Genomic DNA, 18946 nt, shown 5'->3' with positions numbered 1-18946 from the left:
CGCAGCCAAGCGGCTTCGCCGGGCAGCGTAACTGGCCACAGACAAGGGGAAGCGGCGCAGATCCTGCTAGAATGCGCGCATGAGCAAGAACAACAAGCCCACCACCGGCCAGTCCACCATCGCGCTGAACAAGAAGGCAAAATTCGACTTCTTCCTCGGCGATCGCATCGAGGCCGGCCTGGTGCTCGAGGGTTGGGAGGTCAAGGCGCTGCGCGCCGGCAAGGCCCAGATCGCCGACGCGCACGTCATCGTCAAGGACGGCGAGGCCTGGTTGCTGGGCGCGGTGATCACCCCGCTGCTGCAGGCCTCCAGCCACGTGAAACCTGACCCGACCCGCACCCGCAAGCTGTTGCTGCACGAGCACGAACTGGCCCGCCTGATCGGTCAGGTCGAGCGCAAGGGGTTCACGATCGTGCCCACCGCGATGTACTTCAAGCGCGGCAGGGTCAAGCTCGAGATCGCGCTGGGCGAGGGCAAGAAGGCCCACGACAAGCGCGCGACCCTCAAGGACCGCGACTGGAAACGCGACAAGGCGCGCATCGTCCGCCACACCATCTGACGGGCCACTCCGGCTCAGTCGGCCTCGACCAGCACCTCGCGCACGAACGGGATGGTCAGCCGGCGCTTGGCGATCATCGACTCGCGATCCAGCCGGTCCAGCGCCTCGAGCAACGTGCCGACGTCACGCGGCAAATGCCCCAGCATCCACTGCGCGGTGCCATGCGGCATTTCCAGGCCCCGCGCCTGCGCTCGGGCCCGCAGCAACTCGATCTTCTCGCCGTCCCCCGGCAGGTGGACGGCCATCACCGCGCCCCAGGTCAGGCGCGAGGCCAGATCCGCCAGATTCACCGGCAACTCGGTCGGTGGGTGCGAGGCCGTCAGCAGCAGCGGCACCCCGGCCTCGCGCGCCCGGTTGATCAGGTCGAACAGCATGAATTCGCCCTCGGCCTGACCGATCACGGCATCGACATCGTCGATCACGGCCAGGGCGAAGGCCTCGATCTGTTCGCTGGCCGCCGCCAGCTGCCCACCCAGCTGGCGCAGCGGCCAGTAGGCGGCCGGTCGCCCCATCGAGCCGGCGTGATAACAGGCCGCCTGGGCCAGATGCGACTTGCCCGCGCCGCTCGGTCCATGGATCAGCACCTGCTCCTCGCCGGCACCGGTGGCCTGCTTGGCCAGGGTCGCCTTGAGCAACAGGTTCTCGTTACCGATGAACCCCTCGAAACTCGTCGGGGTGACCAGGTCGAGCGCCAGCGGGATCTGCTGCATCCGGCTCAGTCCCCGGCCCGGTCATCGCCCGGTGGCAGGGCCGGCTCGTTGTCGGCGCGGTAGTAACGGCTTTGCTGATAGGACTCCAGGGCGTGCTTGCCCAGCACGATCAGCACCGCCGAGACCGGCAGCGCGAGCAGGATGCCGAAAAAACCGAACAACTGGCCACCGGCCATCACGGCGAAGATCACGGCCACCGGATGCATGCCGATCTCGTTGCCGACGAGACGCGGCTGCCAGGCCACCGTCTCCAGCACCTGCCCGAGGCCGAACACCCCCAGCACCAGCAGCAGCGGCCAGAGGCTGTCTGCCTGGATATACATCGCGATCAGAGCCAGCGCCACGCCGGTGATCGTCCCCAGATAGGGCACGAAACTCACCAGCCCGGCAAACAGGCCGATCGCCACGCCGGTATTCAGACCGATCAGGGTCAGACCGATCGAGTAGGTCACCCCGTTGGCGATCATCACGGCCAGCTGACCGCGCAGGAAGTTGCCCAGCATGCGGTCGGATTCGCGGGCCAGCTCGACCACGGTAACGACTCGATGACGCGGCAGCATTTCTTCGACGCGCTCGACCACCCGCGGCCAGTCGCGCAAGAGATAGAAGGCAATCACCGGAATCAGGAGCAGGTTCATCACCGCGACGAACACCGCCGCCCCGGTTGCCGACACATTCGACAGGCCGTCGGCGAGCATCTTGCCGATTGCCTCGCCGTGCTTGACCAACAGGTCACGCAACTGCCCGACATGCAGCTCGACCCCGACGGTCTGATTGACCCAGGGGATTACCCGCTGCTGGACGATGTCGAGCAACTGCGGAAAGACCCGCACCAGTCGCGCCGTCTGCTCGATCAGCACCGGGATCAAGGCGATCAGGCCGACCAGCAACAACAGCGCGCCGACCAGGAAGATCAGCGAGGTCCCCCATGTCCGTGAGATGCCGTGCCGGTCGAGCCGGGTCACCAGCGGGCTGAACAGGTAGGCAATGATAAAGCCCACCACGAAGGGGCTCAGGATCGGCAACAGGAAATATGCCACCAGCAGCAGACCGGCCAGGCCGATCCCGATCATCCAGCGCGTCGCAGCACTTGCCCTGGTCGTCATGTCGCTCATCCTTGTCAGATGCGCTCGATCCGCAGATCCAGCGCCTTGAGGTCCTCTTCGCGCGACGGACCGGCAAGCACACCGACCGACGCCGTTTCGGGCTTGAGATAGGTTTCCGCCACCCGCTTGAGATCGTCCTGGGTGACATCGAGCACCCGGGCCCGGATCTCGCGCAGGTCATCCGGCGTACGCCCGTGCAGCGTGTCCATGAACGCCTTCTTCGCCTCGCCGGCCGGGGAACCCGGTTTGTCGATCGAGGCGATCACGCCGAAGATCGCCTCCTCGACGGTGCGGTCCTCGTGGGTATTGTCCACCACCCAGTCGACGGCGCGATCGAAGTCGTCGAGCGTCTCGGCCAGACGCGGATCGCGGTAGGAGAAGAAGCGGAAGCTGCCGGACTCGGCATCGAAGCCGGCCCCGCCACCGTAGGCGCCGCCCTTCTCGCGAATCGCCGTATGCAGAAAGCCGTTGCGCATGAAGCCACCCAGCACGGCCAGCGCGGCCGCATCCGGGTGCTTGGGCGGCACGCAGGCATGGGCCTTGGCGCAATAGTTGACCGCAAGGTTGCCGATCCAGGCCTCGCGCACCCGCGCCTCGTGATGCCCCAGCGCAAACGGCTGGTCCGTCTGCCCCTGGTGCATGTGCGGGCGCAGGGCCTGAGCCATCTCGGCAAAATGCCGCTGCTCGGTGACCACGTTGTAATGACGCAGGCCGCCCTTGAGCTTCTCGTGCAGGCGGGCAAGCCGCTCGGCCAGATCGTAGCGCGACTCGGCCTGCTCGAGCCCGTCGTCCATCGCCTTGATGCGACGCACGGCCGAGACGCCGGCGGTGTCGTGCCGCATGGCCGCGCGGGCCGACATGCCCGACGAGGCCAGCATCATGGCGTGGACATGACCGCGGCCGGAGACACCCTGCTCGGTGCCGAAACGCATCTGGCTGACCAGGTCGCGAATGCGGTCGATCTCGTCGAAGCGCGCCGCATCGAGATGCTGGTGGAACAGGTCGACCATCGCATCGGCGTGGCGCACCAGCGCCTTGCCCGACAGCAGCCAGAAGCCGCTGGTCCGGTGCACGTCGTCGATACCGGCGCGCACCGAGGCACCCGAGGAGAAACCGCCGGTCTTGGCGGTCACCGCCTCGGCCATGGCGACGTAGTCGCGATCGCCCGCCCCCAACTCGGTGAGCAGGCTGGTGTAGACCGGCATCAGCTCGAGCTCGTCACGATCCAGATGCGGCAGGTCGATCGCCAGCTGCAGGTAGCACAGGCCGTTGGTGCTGCGGTTGTACCAACGCTGGCTCGACGGCTGGTGCACGAACTGCTCGGGCTGCGGGATGTCGATGTCTTCGGGGATGTCCTCGCGGGTTACCGTCGGTAGCAGCGACAGGTCGCCCTCCTCGGCCTGGCGATCGGCCAGCGCCTTGGCCTGATCGACGATGCGCTGCTTGTCATCCGCCGTCAGCGTGTCCTGCATCGCCGCCAGACGGGCCTTCTCCGCGGCCAGCTGGCGCGCGGAGAGCTCGGTATCCGGCTTCAATACCAGCCGCACGCGATGCGGGTTGTCCAGCAGCAGCCGGCGGACGAGGTTGGGGATGAACTGCGGGTCAGCGGCCTTGGCGCGCAGGCGCTCGAGGGCCGGCTCGAGATCGAGCAGGTTGATCGGATCGCTGTCGTGGATCGCCGCCGGCAGCGCCTGGACGATCAGGTGCAGGCCATAGGGGAAACCATCGCCGGTCACCTCGCGCTGCTCGAGCTCGAGCTGATGGAGCACCGACTCGACCATGTCGGGGTCGACGCCCTTGTCCGCCACCTCGGTGAGCGTATCGAGGACCAGCTTCTCGACCGCCTCGGCGCGGTCGGCCTCGCTGCCCTCGAGCCCGGCGACGAACACCATCTGGCGCTGCGAATCCTCCAGCCCCAGCACCGGCGAGGGCGCGGCACCCAGATCCGTGGTCTCCAGCGCGCGCAGCAGCGGCGAGGCGCTGTTTTCCAGCAACACACCCTCGAGCAGCTGGGCCTCGAGACGCGCGTCGAGGTCGGCGCTCTCGTCGAGCATCCAGCCGATATTGACGTGGGTCTTTTCGCTGGTGTCCTCGTCGTCGAGCGGATAGATGTCCTCGACCTGTTTCGGGCCGGCGAAGATGGATTGCAGCGGCACGGCCGAATCCGGGTCGATCTCGTCGAAACGCGCCAGGGCTCGTTCCTCGAACTCGGTTTGCAAGCGCTCGACCGGCTGGTTGCCGTAGGTCATGAACACCGCGTTCGACGGGTGGTAGAAGCGCTTGTAGAACGCCACCATCTGCTCGTAGGTCAGATCCGGGATCCGCTCCGGGTCGCCACCGGAATTGTGGTGATAGGTGGTATCGGGGAACAGTTCACGCGAGAGCGTCTGCCAGAGCACCGAGGTCGGGTCGCTCATCGCGCCCTTCATCTCGTTGAATACCACGCCCTTGAAGGTCAGCGGCGTGCTCGGATCATCCCACTGCTCGAATTCGACCCGGTGGCCTTCCTGGCGGAAATCGAGCTCGTCGATGCGCGAGAAGAACGTCGCGTCGAGATAGACGTCGAGCAGGTTGTAGTAGTCCTTCTCGTTGCAGGAGGCAAACGGGTAGGCCGTCCAGTCGCTCGAGGTGAAGGCGTTCATGAAGGTGTTGAGCGACCGGCGGATCATCATGAAGAAGGGGTCGCGTACCGGAAAGCGCTCCGAGCCGCACAGCGCGGTGTGCTCGAGGATGTGCGCCACGCCGGTGGAGTCCTCCGGCACCGTGCGCAGGCCGACCAGGAACACGTTCTGGTCGTCGTCGGTGGCCAGGTGGTAGTGCCGGGCGCCGGTCTTGTCGTGCCGATACTCGTCGACGGTCAGGTTGAGCGCCTCGATGGGTACCGAGCGCACCAGGCTGAACGCGGGATGGTGGCCCTTGGCATGGGAACCGTTGGCTTCTGACATGATCGCGGATAACTCCGGGCTGTGCTGAATGAATCGAACGCGTGAGTGTAACGCACCTTAAGGAGCCTCTACGCGGACGCCATGCCACTCTGGCCTGTCGAGCCGTTCGTGATCAAGGCGCGTCGTCGCCGGCGTGCCGGTGGCCACGTCAAGACGACGCAACACCGAGCACGGGCGGCTCGCCAGGCCCCGCAGGGCGCGCCTTGAGCCGGGCATCTGCTGCGTTGTCCTCCTTGGAAAGGGAATCACCCTTCCGCGGCGGACGAGCGCCTTGCATCTACCCGGCTCAAGGCACGCAGAGCGGTATGGCATTCGCGTAGAGGCTCCTTAACGCCCATGCATGCGGTTCGCCGACACCGACGAAAGGCGATAGAATGCCCGCCGCCGGGCACCCCGCCCGGCCGAGTCCCATCGCGGGTGTGGTGGAATTGGTAGACACAGCAGACTTAAAATCTGCAGGCCGAAAGGCCGTGCCGGTTCGAGTCCGGCCACCCGCACCAGATCCCGATCCGATCTCCCGGTCGATCCAGACAACGCCCAATCCGGCGCGATCTTTCCTACAGTTGGGTCATCCAGTCACCCGACCCATTTCTCTCCCTGGACCGAACTGACCCATGAAGATCGCCATCCTGTCGCGCAACCCGAAGCTCTACTCCACCCGACGCCTGGTCGAGGCCGCCACCGACCGTGGCCACGAGGTGCGGGTACTGGACGTGCTGCGCTGTTACATGAACATCACCTCGAACAAGCCCAAGGTGCACTACAAGGGCGAGACGCTCGATGACTTCGACGCGGTCATCCCGCGCATCGGCGCCTCGGTGACCTTCTACGGCGCCTCGGTGCTGCGGCAGTTCGAGATGATGGGCACCTTCCCGCTCAACGAGTCGGTCGCCATCAGCCGTTCTCGCGACAAGCTGCGCTCGCTGCAATTGCTCTCGCGCAAGGGCATCGGCCTGCCGGTAACCGGCTTCGCCCACCGTCCCGACGACGTCGAGGACCTGATCAAGATGGTCGGTGGCGCGCCGCTGGTCATCAAGCTGCTCGAGGGCACGCAGGGCATCGGCGTGGTGCTGGCCGAGACCAACCAGGCCGCCGAGAGCGTGATCGAGGCGTTCATGGGCCTGAAGGCCAACATCCTGGTGCAGGAATACATCAAGGAGGCCGGCGGCGCCGACATCCGCTGCTTCGTCATCGGCGACAAGGTGGTGGCGTCGATGAAGCGCCAGGGCAAGGAAGGCGAGTTCCGCTCCAACCTGCATCGCGGTGGCTCGGCCAGCCTGATCCGGATCACCCCCGAGGAGCGCTCCACGGCGGTGCGCGCGGCCAAGACCATGGGACTGAACGTCGCCGGCGTCGACCTGCTGCGCTCGAACCACGGCCCGGTGGTGATGGAGGTCAACTCGTCGCCCGGGCTGGAGGGCATCGAGACGGCCACCGGCAAGGACATCGCCGGCACACAGATCCAGTTCATCGAGAAGCGACTGGCGGAACGACGCACCTCGCGTGGCCTGACCCGCACCCGTGGCCGGGGCTGAGGGCATGCGCCAGGCCTTCGAGATCGCCGGGCGGCGCATCGAACCGGGGCGACGCGCCCTGGTCGACCTGGAAATGCCGCGCCTGAGTTCGCACACCGCGCTTTCCATGCCGGTGCACGTGATCCACGGTCGGCGCGACGGCCCGACCTTGTTCGTCTGCGCCGCCGTCCACGGCGACGAACTCAACGGCGTGGAAATCATCCGCCGCGTACTAAAGACCCCGACACTGCAGCGCCTGCGCGGCACCCTGATCGCCGTGCCGGTGGTCAATGCCTACGGCCTGATCCACGAAAGCCGCTACCTGCCCGACCGGCGCGACCTCAATCGCTCGTTTCCGGGCTCCGACGAGGGATCGCTGGCCGCCCGGCTGGCCCACCTGTTCCTCGAGGAGATCGTCAGCCGTTGCAGCCACGGCATCGACCTGCACACCGGCGCGATCCACCGCACCAACCTGCCGCAGATCCGCGGCAACCTCGACGATCCCGAGACCCTGCGACTGGCGCGGGCCTTCGACGTGCCCGTGCTGCTCAACTCGTCCCTGCGCGACGGCTCCCTGCGGGCAGCGGCCGGCGAACTCGGCATTCCCACCCTCCTCTACGAGGCGGGGGAAGCGCTGCGTTTCGACGAGGTTTCCATTCGGGCGGGCACCCAGGGCGTGCTCAACGTGATGCGTGCGCTCAACATGCTGGCGCCGACACGACGCAAGACCGCCCGCCCGGAGCCGTTCGTCTCCCGGCGCAGCCTGTGGGTGCGCGCCCCGGAAAGCGGCATGCTGGGCACGGTGGTGAGACTCGGTTCCCAGGTCGCCCGCGGCGAGACGCTCGGCTACGTCGACGACGCCTACAGCGGCCGACGCGAATCGATCGTCTCGCCCAGCGACGGGGTGGTGATCGGCCGGCTCGAACGCCCACTGGTCCACGAGGGTGACGCGGTCTACCACATCGCTCGTTTCAAGGGCGACGTCAGCGAGGTCGCCGGCAAGGTCGAGGACTTCCAGGCCAACCACACCGACGACGAGGACGCCTCCGAGGACTGAGCAGCATGACGGATCAGCACACATGACCCGTGACGAGGACACGACCGAGCGACTCGCCCACCTGGGCTGGCGCGAATGGGTGGCGCTGCCCGATCTCGGCATCCGGCGGATCAAGGTGAAGGTGGATACCGGCGCACGCACCTCGGCGCTGCACGCCTTTGCCGTCGAACCGTTCCGGCGCGAGGGGCGCGACTGGGTCCGTATCGGCATCCACCCCATCCAGGGAGACAACGAAACGGTCGTGCAATGCGAGGCCCCGTTGCTCGACCGCCGCCAGGTATCGGACTCCGGCGGGCACCGCGAGAACCGCTACGTGATCGCCACGCGACTGGTGATCGGCCAGAGCGAGCAGCCGATCGAACTGACCCTGACCGATCGCGACACCATGCGCTTTCGCATGCTGCTGGGGCGCAAGGCGATGGAGGGGCGTTTTCTGGTGGACCCCTCGGCCTCGTATCTCACCGGCAAACCGCGCGGCTGAGGCCTAGGGAAACTCTGCACGAATCCGATAGTGCTCCGGCTATTCGAGCCGTTCGTGATCAAGGCGCGGCGTCGCCGACGTGCCGGTGGCCACGGCAAGGCGGCGCAACACCGAGCACGGGCGGCTCGCCTAGCCCCGTAGGGCGCGCCTTGCGGCGGGCGGGTGCAAGGCGCGCAGAGCGGTATCGGATTCGTGCAGAGTTTCCTTAGCCAATGCTGTCGTCCGACGGCTCGATAGCCGCACGGACCAGGTCCACCAGCCGGATCACGCCTTCAAGGCGCCCCTCTTCGTCCAACACCGGGATATCCTCGATCCGCCGCTCCATGTGAGCATGCAGCACGTGGTGGACGCTCTCATCCAGACGGGCGGCAATGAACCGCTGATCCATGAACTCATGCACCGGACCACGGGCCACCCGATTTAGCATCTGGCGACGGCTGTGTGTCGGCCGGTGCGCTGACAGCAACACCCCGGCCAGGTGCCGGAATCCCAAGTGCCCGACAACACGCCTATCGGCATCGATAACGTAGATATCGCGACATTCGGGTTCCTCGAGCAAGGCCTGCGCCGCTTGCTCGAGCGAGGCATCACGCTCGACCGTCACCCCGCTCACCGGATGGCGTTGCAACCAGTCGGTGATCTTCATTTCGCCTTCCCCCCGGCCTGTTCAAGACCGATTTCACCCGCCCGACTCAGACCATAACGCACCGAGATCGCCCCGACCGATTCGGTCAGCAGTGTCGTGGCCGTGATCAGGTTGACGATAATTTCGCCGGCCTGCGAGAACCCGGGTCGGTGGGTCAGCAGCAGCGCGAGCCCGATGGCGACGCCCCCCTGAGGGAACAGGCCGAAGCCGACGTTGGACCAGACCTCCCGGGGCGCTCCGGCCAATCGAGCGCCGCTGCCGCCACCGAGGAACAGGCCAACCGCGCGGGCAACGAAATAGGCCAGCATCAGTGGCCAATAGTCGACCACCGCCATCGGGTCAAAGTGCATGCCGGCGAAGGTGAAGAACACGACGAAGACCGCTTCTTCCAGATCCTCGATCGGTTCGAGCAGTCGCTCGGCGTGCGAGCCGCAAAACCAGCGCACCGAAACGCCGAGCACCATCGCCGCCAGCAGCGCCGAGAACTCGGCCCATTCGGCCAGCCCGACGATCAGGAGAATCCCTCCCAGCAACAACGGCACCAGCATGCTCTGCTCATGAAACCGGCGCGACAGGCGCTCGATCAGAAAGCCGCCAAGACCGCCGGCGATCAGGGCCGCGCCGATTTCCCAGAAGGCCATACCCAGCGCACCGCCGAGTGAGCCGCTTCCCAGGGCGGCCAGCACGAGCGCGAAAATAAGGATTCCCAACGCATCATCGATCGCCACCATGCCGAGCAGCGTGGTGGTCAATTTCCCGCGGGCTCGATACTGGTGCACCACCGCCACGATGGCCGCGGGAGCGGTGGCGGGGGCGACGGCGGCCAGTACCAGGGCGAACGACCACAGCGGCAGATCGGCCACCGTCAGCCCAAGCAGCAGGACGGCGCCAAACACCGCCAGGAAGGCACCAGACACCTCGCCCAGCGTCGCCCCAACAATGCTCCAGCCGAGACGGCGCAACTGCCCCAGAGAGATGGCCCCGCCGATCACGTAGGCAATGATGCCGAGGGCCACCGATACGAGCGGTTGAGTCCACTCGGTATCGGTCATGCCCAGCTGCCCGCCGAGGAGAGCCGGCGCGAACAGCATCCCGATCAGGATGTAGCCCACCACGCGGGGCACCCCTAACAGGTGACTGCCCACCGAGCCGAAGGCCAGCCCAGAGAGCAGCAATATGCCGATCAGCAGTATCTCCACAAATCCTCCTTGTCTCGGGGCGGACGCGGTGTCGACGGGCCAGCCCGGGAACCTTTCCGCCCAGCGTCTATCCTAGTCCTTGCCACATGCACAAAAGCAAGAAAGGAGAAGCGACATGATGATTACCACTCTCAAGCGCATGAGCCTGCTCGTCATTCTGGCGGGCCCCCTCGCCTTCCTCTCCGGTTGCAACACCATGGAAGGCCTGGGACAGGACACCGAAGAACTGGGTGAGTCGATCGAGAGTGAAGCCGAAGAGCACGATTGACCCCCGCTCGATCCGGCGAGACAAAGGCCACGCCAGACACGGCGTGGCCTTTTTTGATCCCGACTGCCTCGGCGTCGCCATGGACGACCACATTGATGTCGGCGATGGGCACTTGCCCGCTGAGGCACGAACGCCCGTCAAACCACACGGAGACCCTGCCATGATCCTGCGACTCATCAGCGCGACCTTCCTTGCCGGCCTGCTGGCCCTGACCACCGGCTGCAACACCATGAAGGGCCTGGGTGAGGACATCCAGAACCTCGGTGGCTCGATCGAGGGGGCGGCAAGCGAGAACGAAAACGAGAGCGAACAATAACCCTCAGGGGGCTCGCGCGGCTTCCGGGCCGGCGACACGCAACAGCACCCGGGCGAGCGCCTTGCCGAATGCCTCCGGCACCTCCTCCCAGGGGAAGTGCACGCAGCCCTCCAGCAACTCGACCCGCCCCAACGACAGGTTGGCCTGCAACGCCTCGATATTCACCGGCATGAGCAGGTCCCGCCGACAACCGATCACGTCGATCGGCAGGCCCCAGGCGCGAATGGTCGCGTAGTTCACCGGGTTGTCCCGGTAGGCCCGCCAGCCCTCGATATTCAGTCGGGGCGAGAAGTCCGAGGCATCGAACTGCTCGGCGTAGCGCTGGCCCTGGCGGTAGTCCAGAAAGTAGCTCGGCAACGAGCGCTCGATCTGGTGTCGCGCGGCCGCTGTCGGGTCGTCGTCGCTGCCCATGCGCTGCTCCCAGGCACGCTCGTCGTCCCAGGCCTCGCCCCGTTCCCGGGCTCGGCGCCGATCGATCTGCTCAGCGACATCACGCATCGCCCGGCGCTCGGGGTCGACGGGATTCAGGAGCACCAGCCGGCGCACCGCATCGGGATGCGCCCGGGTGTAGAGCAGCGCCATCAGCGCCCCCCAGGAATGCCCCAGGAGCACCACCGGCCGATCGTCGGCCACCGCCCGGCGCAAGACCTCGACCTGTTCCACCCAGGCATCTAGTAGGGCTTGTCCCGTCGGTGGCTCCCCCTGGGTGGCGTTCTCACCCACCCCGAGCATGTCCATGATGGCCACCTGGTAGCCAAGCTCGGCGAGCCGACGCTGCACCGGCTCGAGGTTCCAGCTGGAAAAGCCGGGGCCGCCGCCCAGCACGATCGCCACCGGCGCCCCGGCATCCCCCATCAGGTGATATCGCACTGTCTGATCACCAACCCAGACGGTCTGTTCTGGCGTGGAGTAACCCGCGTGAACCGATGGCACGGCAAGCAGGCAAATCAGCGCGATCGAGATCATCAGCGCATGGGCAACGCGATCGACACGCATCAATCGAAACATGGGTACGGGCCTCGTAAACCGGTGATCGAAGCGTAGTCGATCCGACGGATTGAAGCCGGGCACGATGCCACCCGGGGCCGATCGCCAACGGCCAATCCAGCACCTGAAGACACCCGCTTCGTCTTCTAGGATTGACACAGGTTTCCCATGATTTTTCTCGAGGAGGCAACCCATGAGCGAACAACTCAATGGCAAACGTGTCGCCCTGCTGGTTGCGGACGGCTTCGAGCAGGTCGAGCTGGCCGAACCCAAGCGTGCGCTTGAGGGAGCGGGCGCGATCGCCCAGATCGTCTCGCCGGCTGACGGTCAGGTAAAGGGCTGGCAGCACACCGACTGGGGCGATGCCTTTGACGTCGACGTGCCACTGGATGAGGCCAGCGGGGCGGACTTCGACGCCCTGGTACTTCCCGGCGGGGTGATGAACCCGGATGCGTTGCGCCAGAACGAGACGGCCGTCGCCTTCGTCCGGAGCTTCTTCGATCAGCACAAGCCCGTGGCCGCCATCTGTCACGGTGGCTGGACGCTGGCTGAGGCCGACGTACTGCAGGGCCGGCGCGTGACCTCCTACCCCAGCATCCAGACCGACCTGAAGAACGCCGGTGCCGTCTGGGTCGACGAGGAGGTGGTGGTGGATAACGGCCTGATCACCAGCCGCAACCCCCATGACCTGCCGGCCTTCAACGCCAAGTTGATCGAGACGATCGCGGCAGGGTGACGCCCTCGAGCCGTTCGATCACCCTGGCGATTGCTCTGCCGATTGCCCCGGTGATTGCCCCGGTGATTGCCTTGGCGAGCACCTTGGCCTGACCCAACCAAAGCCCGGCATGACGTCGGGCTTTGGTGCGTCTCCTCACACGGCCTTACGGCACCGGCGTGGCCAGCGCCTGCTTTACCGCCCGATAGGGCGTCTCCAGTGCCTCACGGTCCTCCTGTTCGGCAAAGCTCAGCCACGCTCCCCGCCGGATCATCTCGGCCTGCCGCAGGACTGCCGCCCGGTGGGCCGGTCGATGTGTAAAGGCCGTGATCAGCACGAGCGTTTCCATCAACCGAATGCTCACCGCTACGCTCGATCGCCCGTATTGCCGAATCTGGTCGAACCCGGCGTCGAGCATCGCCGGGAAACTGGGGGAGGGAGCAATCACCCGCAACGGTCCCTCACTGTCATGCCGATACGGAGATGGCATGTCGCGCGTGGCCAGTCGGCACAACGCCGAACCGAGTCGATCGACACAGGCAATGGCGGTGAACGGATCATTGATCCCCGGCGACAACGCCCGCACGGCAATCTCCACCAGCTCGAAGAGAGCGAATTCGATGTCCTGGCCGGCGGTGCGCTGATTGCCCAGGGCAAAGGCCGCGTTGACCTCCCGGTCAAACTCGTCGCTCCGCTGGCCAGCAGGCCAGACCCGCAGCAAGGATCCGCCGGCAACCACGTAATGGCCGGGGTGACACTCAATACGAACGACCACATCCTGGCGCACGGCCAGGGCCATCAGGGCATCGGCATCGATGAATTGCAGGTAGCCGTCGCCCGAGGAACACACCGGCTCGGCCTCTCGATCAAAGCGCTGCAAGAAGGCCGCATCCGCGGGCCGCGCGGACTCCCCCGCCGGCCCCTGACCAATGGTTTCGGGGTACAGGCTCTCCAACACATCGATCAGTTCACGGCCGATTCGCGCGACCACCTGGTTCGCCTGGATGGAAATGGCCACGTGATGGATGAAGTAGATCAACACCCCCATGCTGATCACCGCCAACAGCACCCCCAGGGTGACCGACAGGTGCGGCACGAACGCGTCCTCTTCACCACGCCGAATGGTGAGCACCACCAGCACGCAGTAGAGAAACGTGGCCACGAACGTCCCGAGCACGATCTGGGTCGGCGGGTCGCGCATGAAGCTGCGCAGCAGACGCGGGCCCATCTGCGACGAGGCCAGGGAAAGCACCACCAGAGTCATGGAGAACACGACACCGGCAATGGTCGTCATCGACCCGGCAATAAGGCTCAGCACCGCACTGGCCCCGTCAGGGCCACCAGTGAATGCCCACCCCCAGGTCAGCCACCCCTCGCGTATCGCCAGATTGTCCGCTTGAGTGGCAGCGATCGACAGCGCCACGGCCCCCAAGACCATGATCGACGGGATGAACCAGAAACTGGTGCGCAAGGCCTCCCAGTACTTGAACAGCTGCGCTTTCACGATGACGGCACCTCATCCCTTGTCATTCCCGCCCTACCCCGACCGAAAGCCGGGCCGGTCGACGCGCGCCCAGGCGTCGGTCACCCTTGATCGCACTCCGTCCCGCTTGTTATAGCATCTGCGGCGCGACGAGCCGCCATGCCCGTCGGAGCCAGCCCCCTTTGCCCAGCCCCCTTGCTAAGGTAGGCCCAGCGACTTTCCAGGAGCAACCGCATGACCAACCCCAGCAACGATCCGCGCCGCCGTCATTCCGCCCCCGTGGTCGACGGCATCAACAAGTCCGCCAGCCGCGCCATGCTGCGCGCGGTGGGTTTTGAGGACGAGGATTTCAAGAAGCCACAGGTCGGTGTCGCCTCGACCTGGAGCCAGGTCACGCCCTGCAACGCCCACATCGACAAGCTCGCCGATGCCGCGCGCAGCGGGGCCGACAACGCCGGCGGCAAGGGCGTGATCTTCAACACCATCACCATCTCGGATGGCATCGCCAACGGCACCGAGGGCATGAAGTATTCGCTGGTCTCGCGCGAGGTGATCGCCGATTCCATCGAAACGGTCGCCGGCTGCGAGGGCTTCGACGGGCTGGTCGCCATCGGCGGCTGCGACAAGAACATGCCCGGCTGCCTGATCGGCATGGCGCGCCTCAACCGCCCGTCGGTGTTCGTCTACGGCGGCACCATCCTGCCGGGCAAGTGCCACACCGACATCGTCTCGGTGTTCGAGGCGGTCGGCGCCTACACGAAGGGCGAGATCGACCTGCCGCGCCTGGAGGACATCGAGAAGACCGCCATCCCGGGCCCGGGCTCCTGCGGCGGCATGTATACGGCCAACACCATGGCCTCGGCGATCGAGGCGCTCGGCATGAGCCTGCCCGGCAGCTCGGCGCAGAATGCGGTCTCCGAGGAGAAGCGCGCCGACAGCGAGGCGGCCGGCGCAGCGGTGCTCGATCTTCTCGATAAGGACATCAAGCCGCGCGACATCATGACCCGCGAGGCCTTCGAGAACGCCATCACCGTAACAATCGCCCTGGGCGGCTCGACCAACGCCGTGCTGCACCTGCTGGCGATGGCGAATGTGGTCGATGTGCCGCTCACCCTGGACGATTTCACCGAGATCGGCCGGCGCGTGCCGGTGCTCGCCGACCTACGCCCCTCCGGGCACTACATGATGAGCGAGCTGGTCGCCATCGGCGGCATCCAGCCGCTGATGAAGAACCTGCTCGACGTGGGCCTGCTGCACGGCGACTGCCTGACCGTCACCGGCCGGACGCTCGCGGAAAACCTGGCCGATGTGACGCCCTACCCCGACGACCAGCAGATCATCGCCCCGCTGGATGCCCCGAAGAAGGCCGACAGCCACCTGCGCATCCTCAAGGGCAATCTCGCCCCCGAGGGTGCGGTCGCCAAGATCACCGGCAAGGAAGGCACCCGCTTTGCCGGCACCGCGCGGGTGTTCGGCTCCGAGGAGGAGGCCCAGGCCCGTATCCTCGACGGCACCGTCACCGCCGGCGACGTGCTGGTGATCCGCTACGAGGGCCCGCGCGGCGGGCCGGGCATGCGCGAGATGCTCTCGCCCACCTCGGCCATCATGGGCCGCGGACTGGGCAAGGAAGTGGCACTCATCACCGACGGGCGCTTCTCCGGCGGCAGCCACGGCTTCGTGGTCGGCCACATCACACCCGAGGCCTTCGACGGCGGGCCGATCGCGCTGATCGAGGACGGCGACACCATCACCATCGATGCCGAGGCCGACACCATCGAGGTGGACGTCGAGCCCGACGAGCTCGAGCGCCGTCGCGCCAACTGGCAGCGCCCGGCGCCCAACTACCCGCGCGGCGTGCTGGCAAAATACGCGAAGACCGTGAGCTCGGCCTCCACCGGCGCGGTCACCGACCTGCCCGACTGAATCGAATCAACGAGGAGCATTGCGATGAGCCTGACCGTCTACCTTTCCGGCGAGATCCACACCGACTGGCGCGAACAGATCGAGCAAGGGGCAAAGGACGCCTGCCTCGACATCACCTTCACCCGGCCGGTCACCGACCACGCCGCCAGTGATGCCGCCGGCGACCTGCTGGGTGAGGAGGACAAGCAGTTCTGGCGCGACCACAAGTCCGCCAAGGTCAACGCGATCCGCATCAAGACCCTGCTCGAACAGGCCGACGTGGTCGTGGTGCGCTTCGGCGACAAGTACAAGCAGTGGAACGCCGCCTTCGACGCCGGCTACTGCGCCGCCATGGGCACGCCCTACATCACCCTGCACGACGAAGACATCGTCCACCCGCTCAAGGAAGTCGATGCCGCCGCCATGGCCTGGGCGACCACGCCGGAACAGGTGGTCGGCATTCTCAAGCACGTCATGCGCGACTGACGCGGGCTCCGTCGGAAGCCGACAAAAGAAAACCCCGCACAAGGCGGGGCAAACAAGGAGTGAGAGAAAAAATCACCAAGCGAGAGCGGCCCCGATGGGGCACCTGAAGGAGGCAGGCATCCGCTCATGGCCGGCAATCGGCCAGCCACGTGGCTACTGTGCCGTGGCTATGTGACACGCATATGTAGGTTGTTTTGCTTTGCCAAAACATTTAGGCACTCGCCTAGTAGTGTAGCCAGCGATTGATGAGCCTCATCTTTACCAAGAATACCTAAAGTAAAAAATGACGGCGAAGGTCCGCGCTATATCAAACCGAGATGACTGTCTAAAGCACTGACGCGAAAGGCAATCTAGTTCGCCCGCGCAAAGTCGATGACCTTTCGTTCGTCATTTATTTTTGCGGTTTCCACACCGAATTTCCTGAGACGATCCATGGCCTTATAGAAAGCGTCATGACGGGCGTCCTCATGCGACTCCTCCGGCCCTCCAACAGCAAACAGAATCCTATCAGGCAGCAACTTCTTATTTTTCAACTCCGACAAGCGGAATTGCCAAAGGGCTTCATGCTCTAAAATTTGGCTGGGTCTATCTTGCGCCAAATTCAGTGGCTTAATTATCTTCACAGCCCGCCCTTTAACTTCCTCTACAAAAGGAAAGTTTGCATTAAACTCTTCGTCACCAATTTTCTTTTGGTGGAAGCGATCTTGAAGATTAGCGCTCGTTAATAACTTACGGACACCTCTCTCGAGCACTGCCTCCTGATATTCCTTCGTTACAAAATTCCGCTCAACATAAAACTTGTACAAGTCTTGGATCTTTTTCTTTGGATCATCCGTCAAAACAACCCTCGGCTCACTAAACCGAATAATGCTTTCTCGGGGACGAACAACCTCATGAAAAACATGCTTCGCAAAATCCGTATCGACTTCCTTTCGGCGTCGGTCGAATCCATGTTCCATTAAAAGTCCACGAACTCTCTCCAACTCCTCCTTAACTTGGTGAAGAGCCGCTCGATACAACCCTGGGTCGAGGTCATCAAAGAAGTGAGTCACACGCTTGTAGCGACGCGTCTGCAACTCGAAGGCGAAGAATCGCTTCCGAGGCGCCATCATGAGGATCCCTACGTTCGCAAACTCCCCCGTCTCAACGAACGGAGAGAAGCGAACCACTACGTATTGGCATGCAAAATTCTTCATTACCGATCCCAAAAGCCAACCTGATCGTGCTGACTCAACACCCTATAAGCATCCTCTAGGCCGAAACTGACTGGAACGGTCATCTCAGGGTCTGTGTATCCCCACTCAGGCGGAACAGTTCGCCGAATCACATCCCACTGATCGAGAATAGAGGCAAATCGGCTGTTGTACGCGTCCCTTCGAAACATGTCACCGAAGACACCTTCCGCCTGATGCGCAAATATATGATATTCAAGGAACTCTTCCGGACTAAAGTCCTCATCGAAGGCTTGGTTGTGATCAATCACTACTAGTTCGTGTGATCGCGGACGCAAAAACAAGTTCGGGTTCCCACCATTCTCGGTACTGAACATCCGATCCGAGTTCCTTACCCACCAATCGAACACCAGAACATCTCGTTGAACCTCATCGGGAATTTCGTCTATCGCTGCTCCGGTAAGCTCTATGACTTCTTGCTTCTCGGAAGCAAAGACCGGGCCAGAACCGAGGTCCGACAGATCCATGCCGTTATCAAACTCGAGCAGTTCCTCAGGCACTTCCACAATCTTGAAAGGAGCCACAGGCAGCCCAATCGCCTCAGCAAACTTGCCACAAAGCCATTCGGAAAGCTGACTCTTACGTCCAGCACCGATGCCTTTGACAAAGTAGGTGACCCCTTCGTCATCACGACAAATGAAGGGCCGCGTCACCCCCTGCTCAGCACGACGTACGACCTCGGTAATTTGGACTACCAACAACCACCCCTCAACAGGAAGCGAGCCTGAAGCTCCGTAGCTTAACCAATTTTCGACCCGCATCATAAGGTTTGGAGCCGTCCCGAAATAGGTGCCTTTTACAGCGAACCCACGGGGGAGCCACCGGCTTCCCATCCAGGTGCACATAGTGCCCTCACAGCTCAGCCCCGCGGTGCGCGAGGGAAGAACAAAGGCCAAGCGGCAACAGACTTGGAACTGGGCACCCGATCTGCTGAAAAACGGCTGCGCAACAGAGGCAGTAACGTAAAAGTGCAGGCGTATACCGAAGTTCAGTAGGTCATGTAGGAATCTGGCGCCCAAGGCAGGATTTGAACCTGCGACCTACCGCTTAGGAGGCGGTTGCTCTATCCAGCTGAGCTACATGGGCAGTCGGAAGGCGCGGGGATGGTAACACGCGTGCCGAAGCGCCCTCCAGACAGACGGCCACTGCCTCACTCGTTCTCCTGGTGCAGTTCCAGTGTCGGGCCCTCGGCGGTCCACTTGATAGTCACCACGATCGGCTGGCAGCAGACGCTGCAGTCCTCGACGAAGGTCTGCTCGCCGGCGCTGGTGTCGATCGAGAAGTCGACCGGCTCGCCGCAGTAGGGGCAGACGGCACTGGCGTCGATGAGTGGTTCCATG

Annotated in this window: 19 protein-coding genes and 2 tRNA genes; 10 read left to right on the top strand and 11 right to left on the bottom strand. The window is 64.4% G+C overall.

What is annotated here, in order from left to right; genetic code table 11:
* Positions 1 to 79: 79 nt before the first annotated feature.
* A complete protein-coding gene (smpB, locus tag SR882_RS03710) occupies positions 80 to 559 on the top strand; it encodes an SsrA-binding protein SmpB (RefSeq protein ID WP_322522004.1) in 480 nt (159 codons plus the stop codon).
* Between the two features lie 14 nt (positions 560 to 573).
* Here the strand turns inward: smpB and hda are convergent, their stop codons facing one another.
* From hda to SR882_RS03695, 3 genes are read right to left on the bottom strand one after another with little or no spacing between them, the layout of a single operon-like run.
* A complete protein-coding gene (hda, locus tag SR882_RS03705; RefSeq protein WP_322522003.1) occupies positions 574 to 1269 on the bottom strand; it encodes a DnaA regulatory inactivator Hda in 696 nt (231 codons plus the stop codon).
* A 5-nt stretch (positions 1270 to 1274) separates the two neighbouring features.
* Positions 1275 to 2375, bottom strand: a complete 1101-nt coding sequence (locus SR882_RS03700) for an AI-2E family transporter (RefSeq protein WP_322522002.1) — start codon at positions 2373 to 2375, stop codon at positions 1275 to 1277.
* A gap of 14 nt (positions 2376 to 2389) precedes the next feature.
* Positions 2390 to 5320 (bottom strand): insulinase family protein, encoded by a 2931-nt coding sequence (locus tag SR882_RS03695; protein ID WP_322522001.1) that lies wholly within the window; start codon positions 5318 to 5320, stop codon positions 2390 to 2392.
* A 413-nt stretch (positions 5321 to 5733) separates the two neighbouring features.
* Between SR882_RS03695 and SR882_RS03690 the strand changes: the two genes are divergently transcribed.
* The 4 genes from SR882_RS03690 to SR882_RS03675 all read left to right on the top strand — a co-directional run bounded on the left by SR882_RS03690 (position 5734) and on the right by SR882_RS03675 (position 8372).
* A tRNA-Leu gene (locus SR882_RS03690) sits at positions 5734 to 5820 on the top strand.
* A gap of 114 nt (positions 5821 to 5934) precedes the next feature.
* Positions 5935 to 6855: a 30S ribosomal protein S6--L-glutamate ligase gene (gene rimK, locus SR882_RS03685; RefSeq protein WP_322522000.1), complete on the top strand. Its 921-nt coding sequence runs from the start codon at positions 5935 to 5937 to the stop codon at positions 6853 to 6855.
* A gap of 4 nt (positions 6856 to 6859) precedes the next feature.
* Positions 6860 to 7891 carry a succinylglutamate desuccinylase/aspartoacylase family protein gene (locus SR882_RS03680; RefSeq protein WP_322521999.1) on the top strand — a complete coding sequence of 344 codons (1032 nt, stop codon included), beginning with the start codon at positions 6860 to 6862 and terminating at the stop codon, positions 7889 to 7891.
* A gap of 22 nt (positions 7892 to 7913) precedes the next feature.
* Positions 7914 to 8372 carry an ATP-dependent zinc protease family protein gene (locus SR882_RS03675; protein ID WP_322521998.1) on the top strand — a complete coding sequence of 153 codons (459 nt, stop codon included), beginning with the start codon at positions 7914 to 7916 and terminating at the stop codon, positions 8370 to 8372.
* Between the two features lie 205 nt (positions 8373 to 8577).
* On the opposite strand, the gene SR882_RS03670 is transcribed toward SR882_RS03675, so the two are convergent.
* Together SR882_RS03670 and SR882_RS03665 are read right to left on the bottom strand one after the other, a co-directional pair.
* The gene (locus SR882_RS03670) at positions 8578 to 9018 is read right to left on the bottom strand and encodes a CBS domain-containing protein (RefSeq protein WP_322521997.1); all 441 of its coding nucleotides are present in this window, start codon (positions 9016 to 9018) and stop codon (positions 8578 to 8580) included.
* Positions 9015 to 10217: a cation:proton antiporter gene (locus SR882_RS03665; protein ID WP_322521996.1), complete on the bottom strand. Its 1203-nt coding sequence runs from the start codon at positions 10215 to 10217 to the stop codon at positions 9015 to 9017. Before SR882_RS03665 ends, SR882_RS03670 begins: the two co-directional genes overlap by 4 nt.
* 115 nt (positions 10218 to 10332) lie before the next feature.
* On the opposite strand from SR882_RS03665, the gene SR882_RS03660 reads away from it, so the two are divergent.
* Both SR882_RS03660 and SR882_RS03655 read left to right on the top strand, forming a co-directional pair.
* Positions 10333 to 10485, top strand: coding sequence for an entericidin A/B family lipoprotein (locus SR882_RS03660; RefSeq protein WP_322521995.1), 153 nt, complete (start codon positions 10333 to 10335; stop codon positions 10483 to 10485).
* 160 nt (positions 10486 to 10645) lie between these two features.
* Positions 10646 to 10801: an entericidin A/B family lipoprotein gene (locus SR882_RS03655; protein WP_322521994.1), complete on the top strand. Its 156-nt coding sequence runs from the start codon at positions 10646 to 10648 to the stop codon at positions 10799 to 10801.
* Positions 10802 to 10804: 3 nt separating this feature from the next.
* Here the strand turns inward: SR882_RS03655 and SR882_RS03650 are convergent, their stop codons facing one another.
* Entirely contained in the window at positions 10805 to 11809 is a 1005-nt protein-coding gene (locus SR882_RS03650; protein WP_322521993.1) for an alpha/beta fold hydrolase, read from the bottom strand.
* A 172-nt stretch (positions 11810 to 11981) separates the two neighbouring features.
* On the opposite strand from SR882_RS03650, the gene SR882_RS03645 reads away from it, so the two are divergent.
* The gene (locus SR882_RS03645) at positions 11982 to 12524 is read left to right on the top strand and encodes a type 1 glutamine amidotransferase domain-containing protein (RefSeq protein WP_322521992.1); all 543 of its coding nucleotides are present in this window, start codon (positions 11982 to 11984) and stop codon (positions 12522 to 12524) included.
* A 145-nt stretch (positions 12525 to 12669) separates the two neighbouring features.
* Here the strand turns inward: SR882_RS03645 and SR882_RS03640 are convergent, their stop codons facing one another.
* Entirely contained in the window at positions 12670 to 14007 is a 1338-nt protein-coding gene (locus SR882_RS03640) for a DUF2254 domain-containing protein (protein WP_322521991.1), read from the bottom strand.
* 213 nt (positions 14008 to 14220) lie between these two features.
* Here SR882_RS03640 and ilvD point away from each other — a divergent pair, with 213 nt between their 5' ends.
* Entirely contained in the window at positions 14221 to 15909 is a 1689-nt protein-coding gene (gene ilvD / locus SR882_RS03635) for a dihydroxy-acid dehydratase (protein ID WP_322521990.1), read from the top strand.
* Positions 15910 to 15933: 24 nt separating this feature from the next.
* Positions 15934 to 16374, top strand: a complete 441-nt coding sequence (locus SR882_RS03630) for a YtoQ family protein (protein WP_322521989.1) — start codon at positions 15934 to 15936, stop codon at positions 16372 to 16374.
* A gap of 350 nt (positions 16375 to 16724) precedes the next feature.
* Here the strand turns inward: SR882_RS03630 and SR882_RS03625 are convergent, their stop codons facing one another.
* The 4 genes from SR882_RS03625 to SR882_RS03610 form a co-directional block, all read right to left on the bottom strand.
* Positions 16725 to 17570 (bottom strand): DUF3037 domain-containing protein, encoded by an 846-nt coding sequence (locus tag SR882_RS03625; protein ID WP_322521988.1) that lies wholly within the window; start codon positions 17568 to 17570, stop codon positions 16725 to 16727.
* Complete coding sequence (locus SR882_RS03620) at positions 17570 to 18370, bottom strand: HipA family kinase (RefSeq protein WP_322521987.1); 801 nt, start codon at positions 18368 to 18370, stop codon at positions 17570 to 17572. Before SR882_RS03620 ends, SR882_RS03625 begins: the two co-directional genes overlap by 1 nt.
* 245 nt (positions 18371 to 18615) lie before the next feature.
* A tRNA-Arg gene (locus tag SR882_RS03615) sits at positions 18616 to 18692 on the bottom strand.
* Between the two features lie 64 nt (positions 18693 to 18756).
* Positions 18757 to 18945: a CPXCG motif-containing cysteine-rich protein gene (locus SR882_RS03610; RefSeq protein ID WP_125198844.1), complete on the bottom strand. Its 189-nt coding sequence runs from the start codon at positions 18943 to 18945 to the stop codon at positions 18757 to 18759.
* Position 18946 lies beyond the last annotated feature (1 nt).

This window comes from Guyparkeria halophila (assembly GCF_034479635.1).
Taxonomy (GTDB): Bacteria; Pseudomonadota; Gammaproteobacteria; order Halothiobacillales; family Halothiobacillaceae; genus Guyparkeria; species Guyparkeria halophila.
The sequence above is the reverse complement of the archived record's forward strand: the minus strand, read 5'-3'. Positions and strand labels throughout refer to the sequence as shown.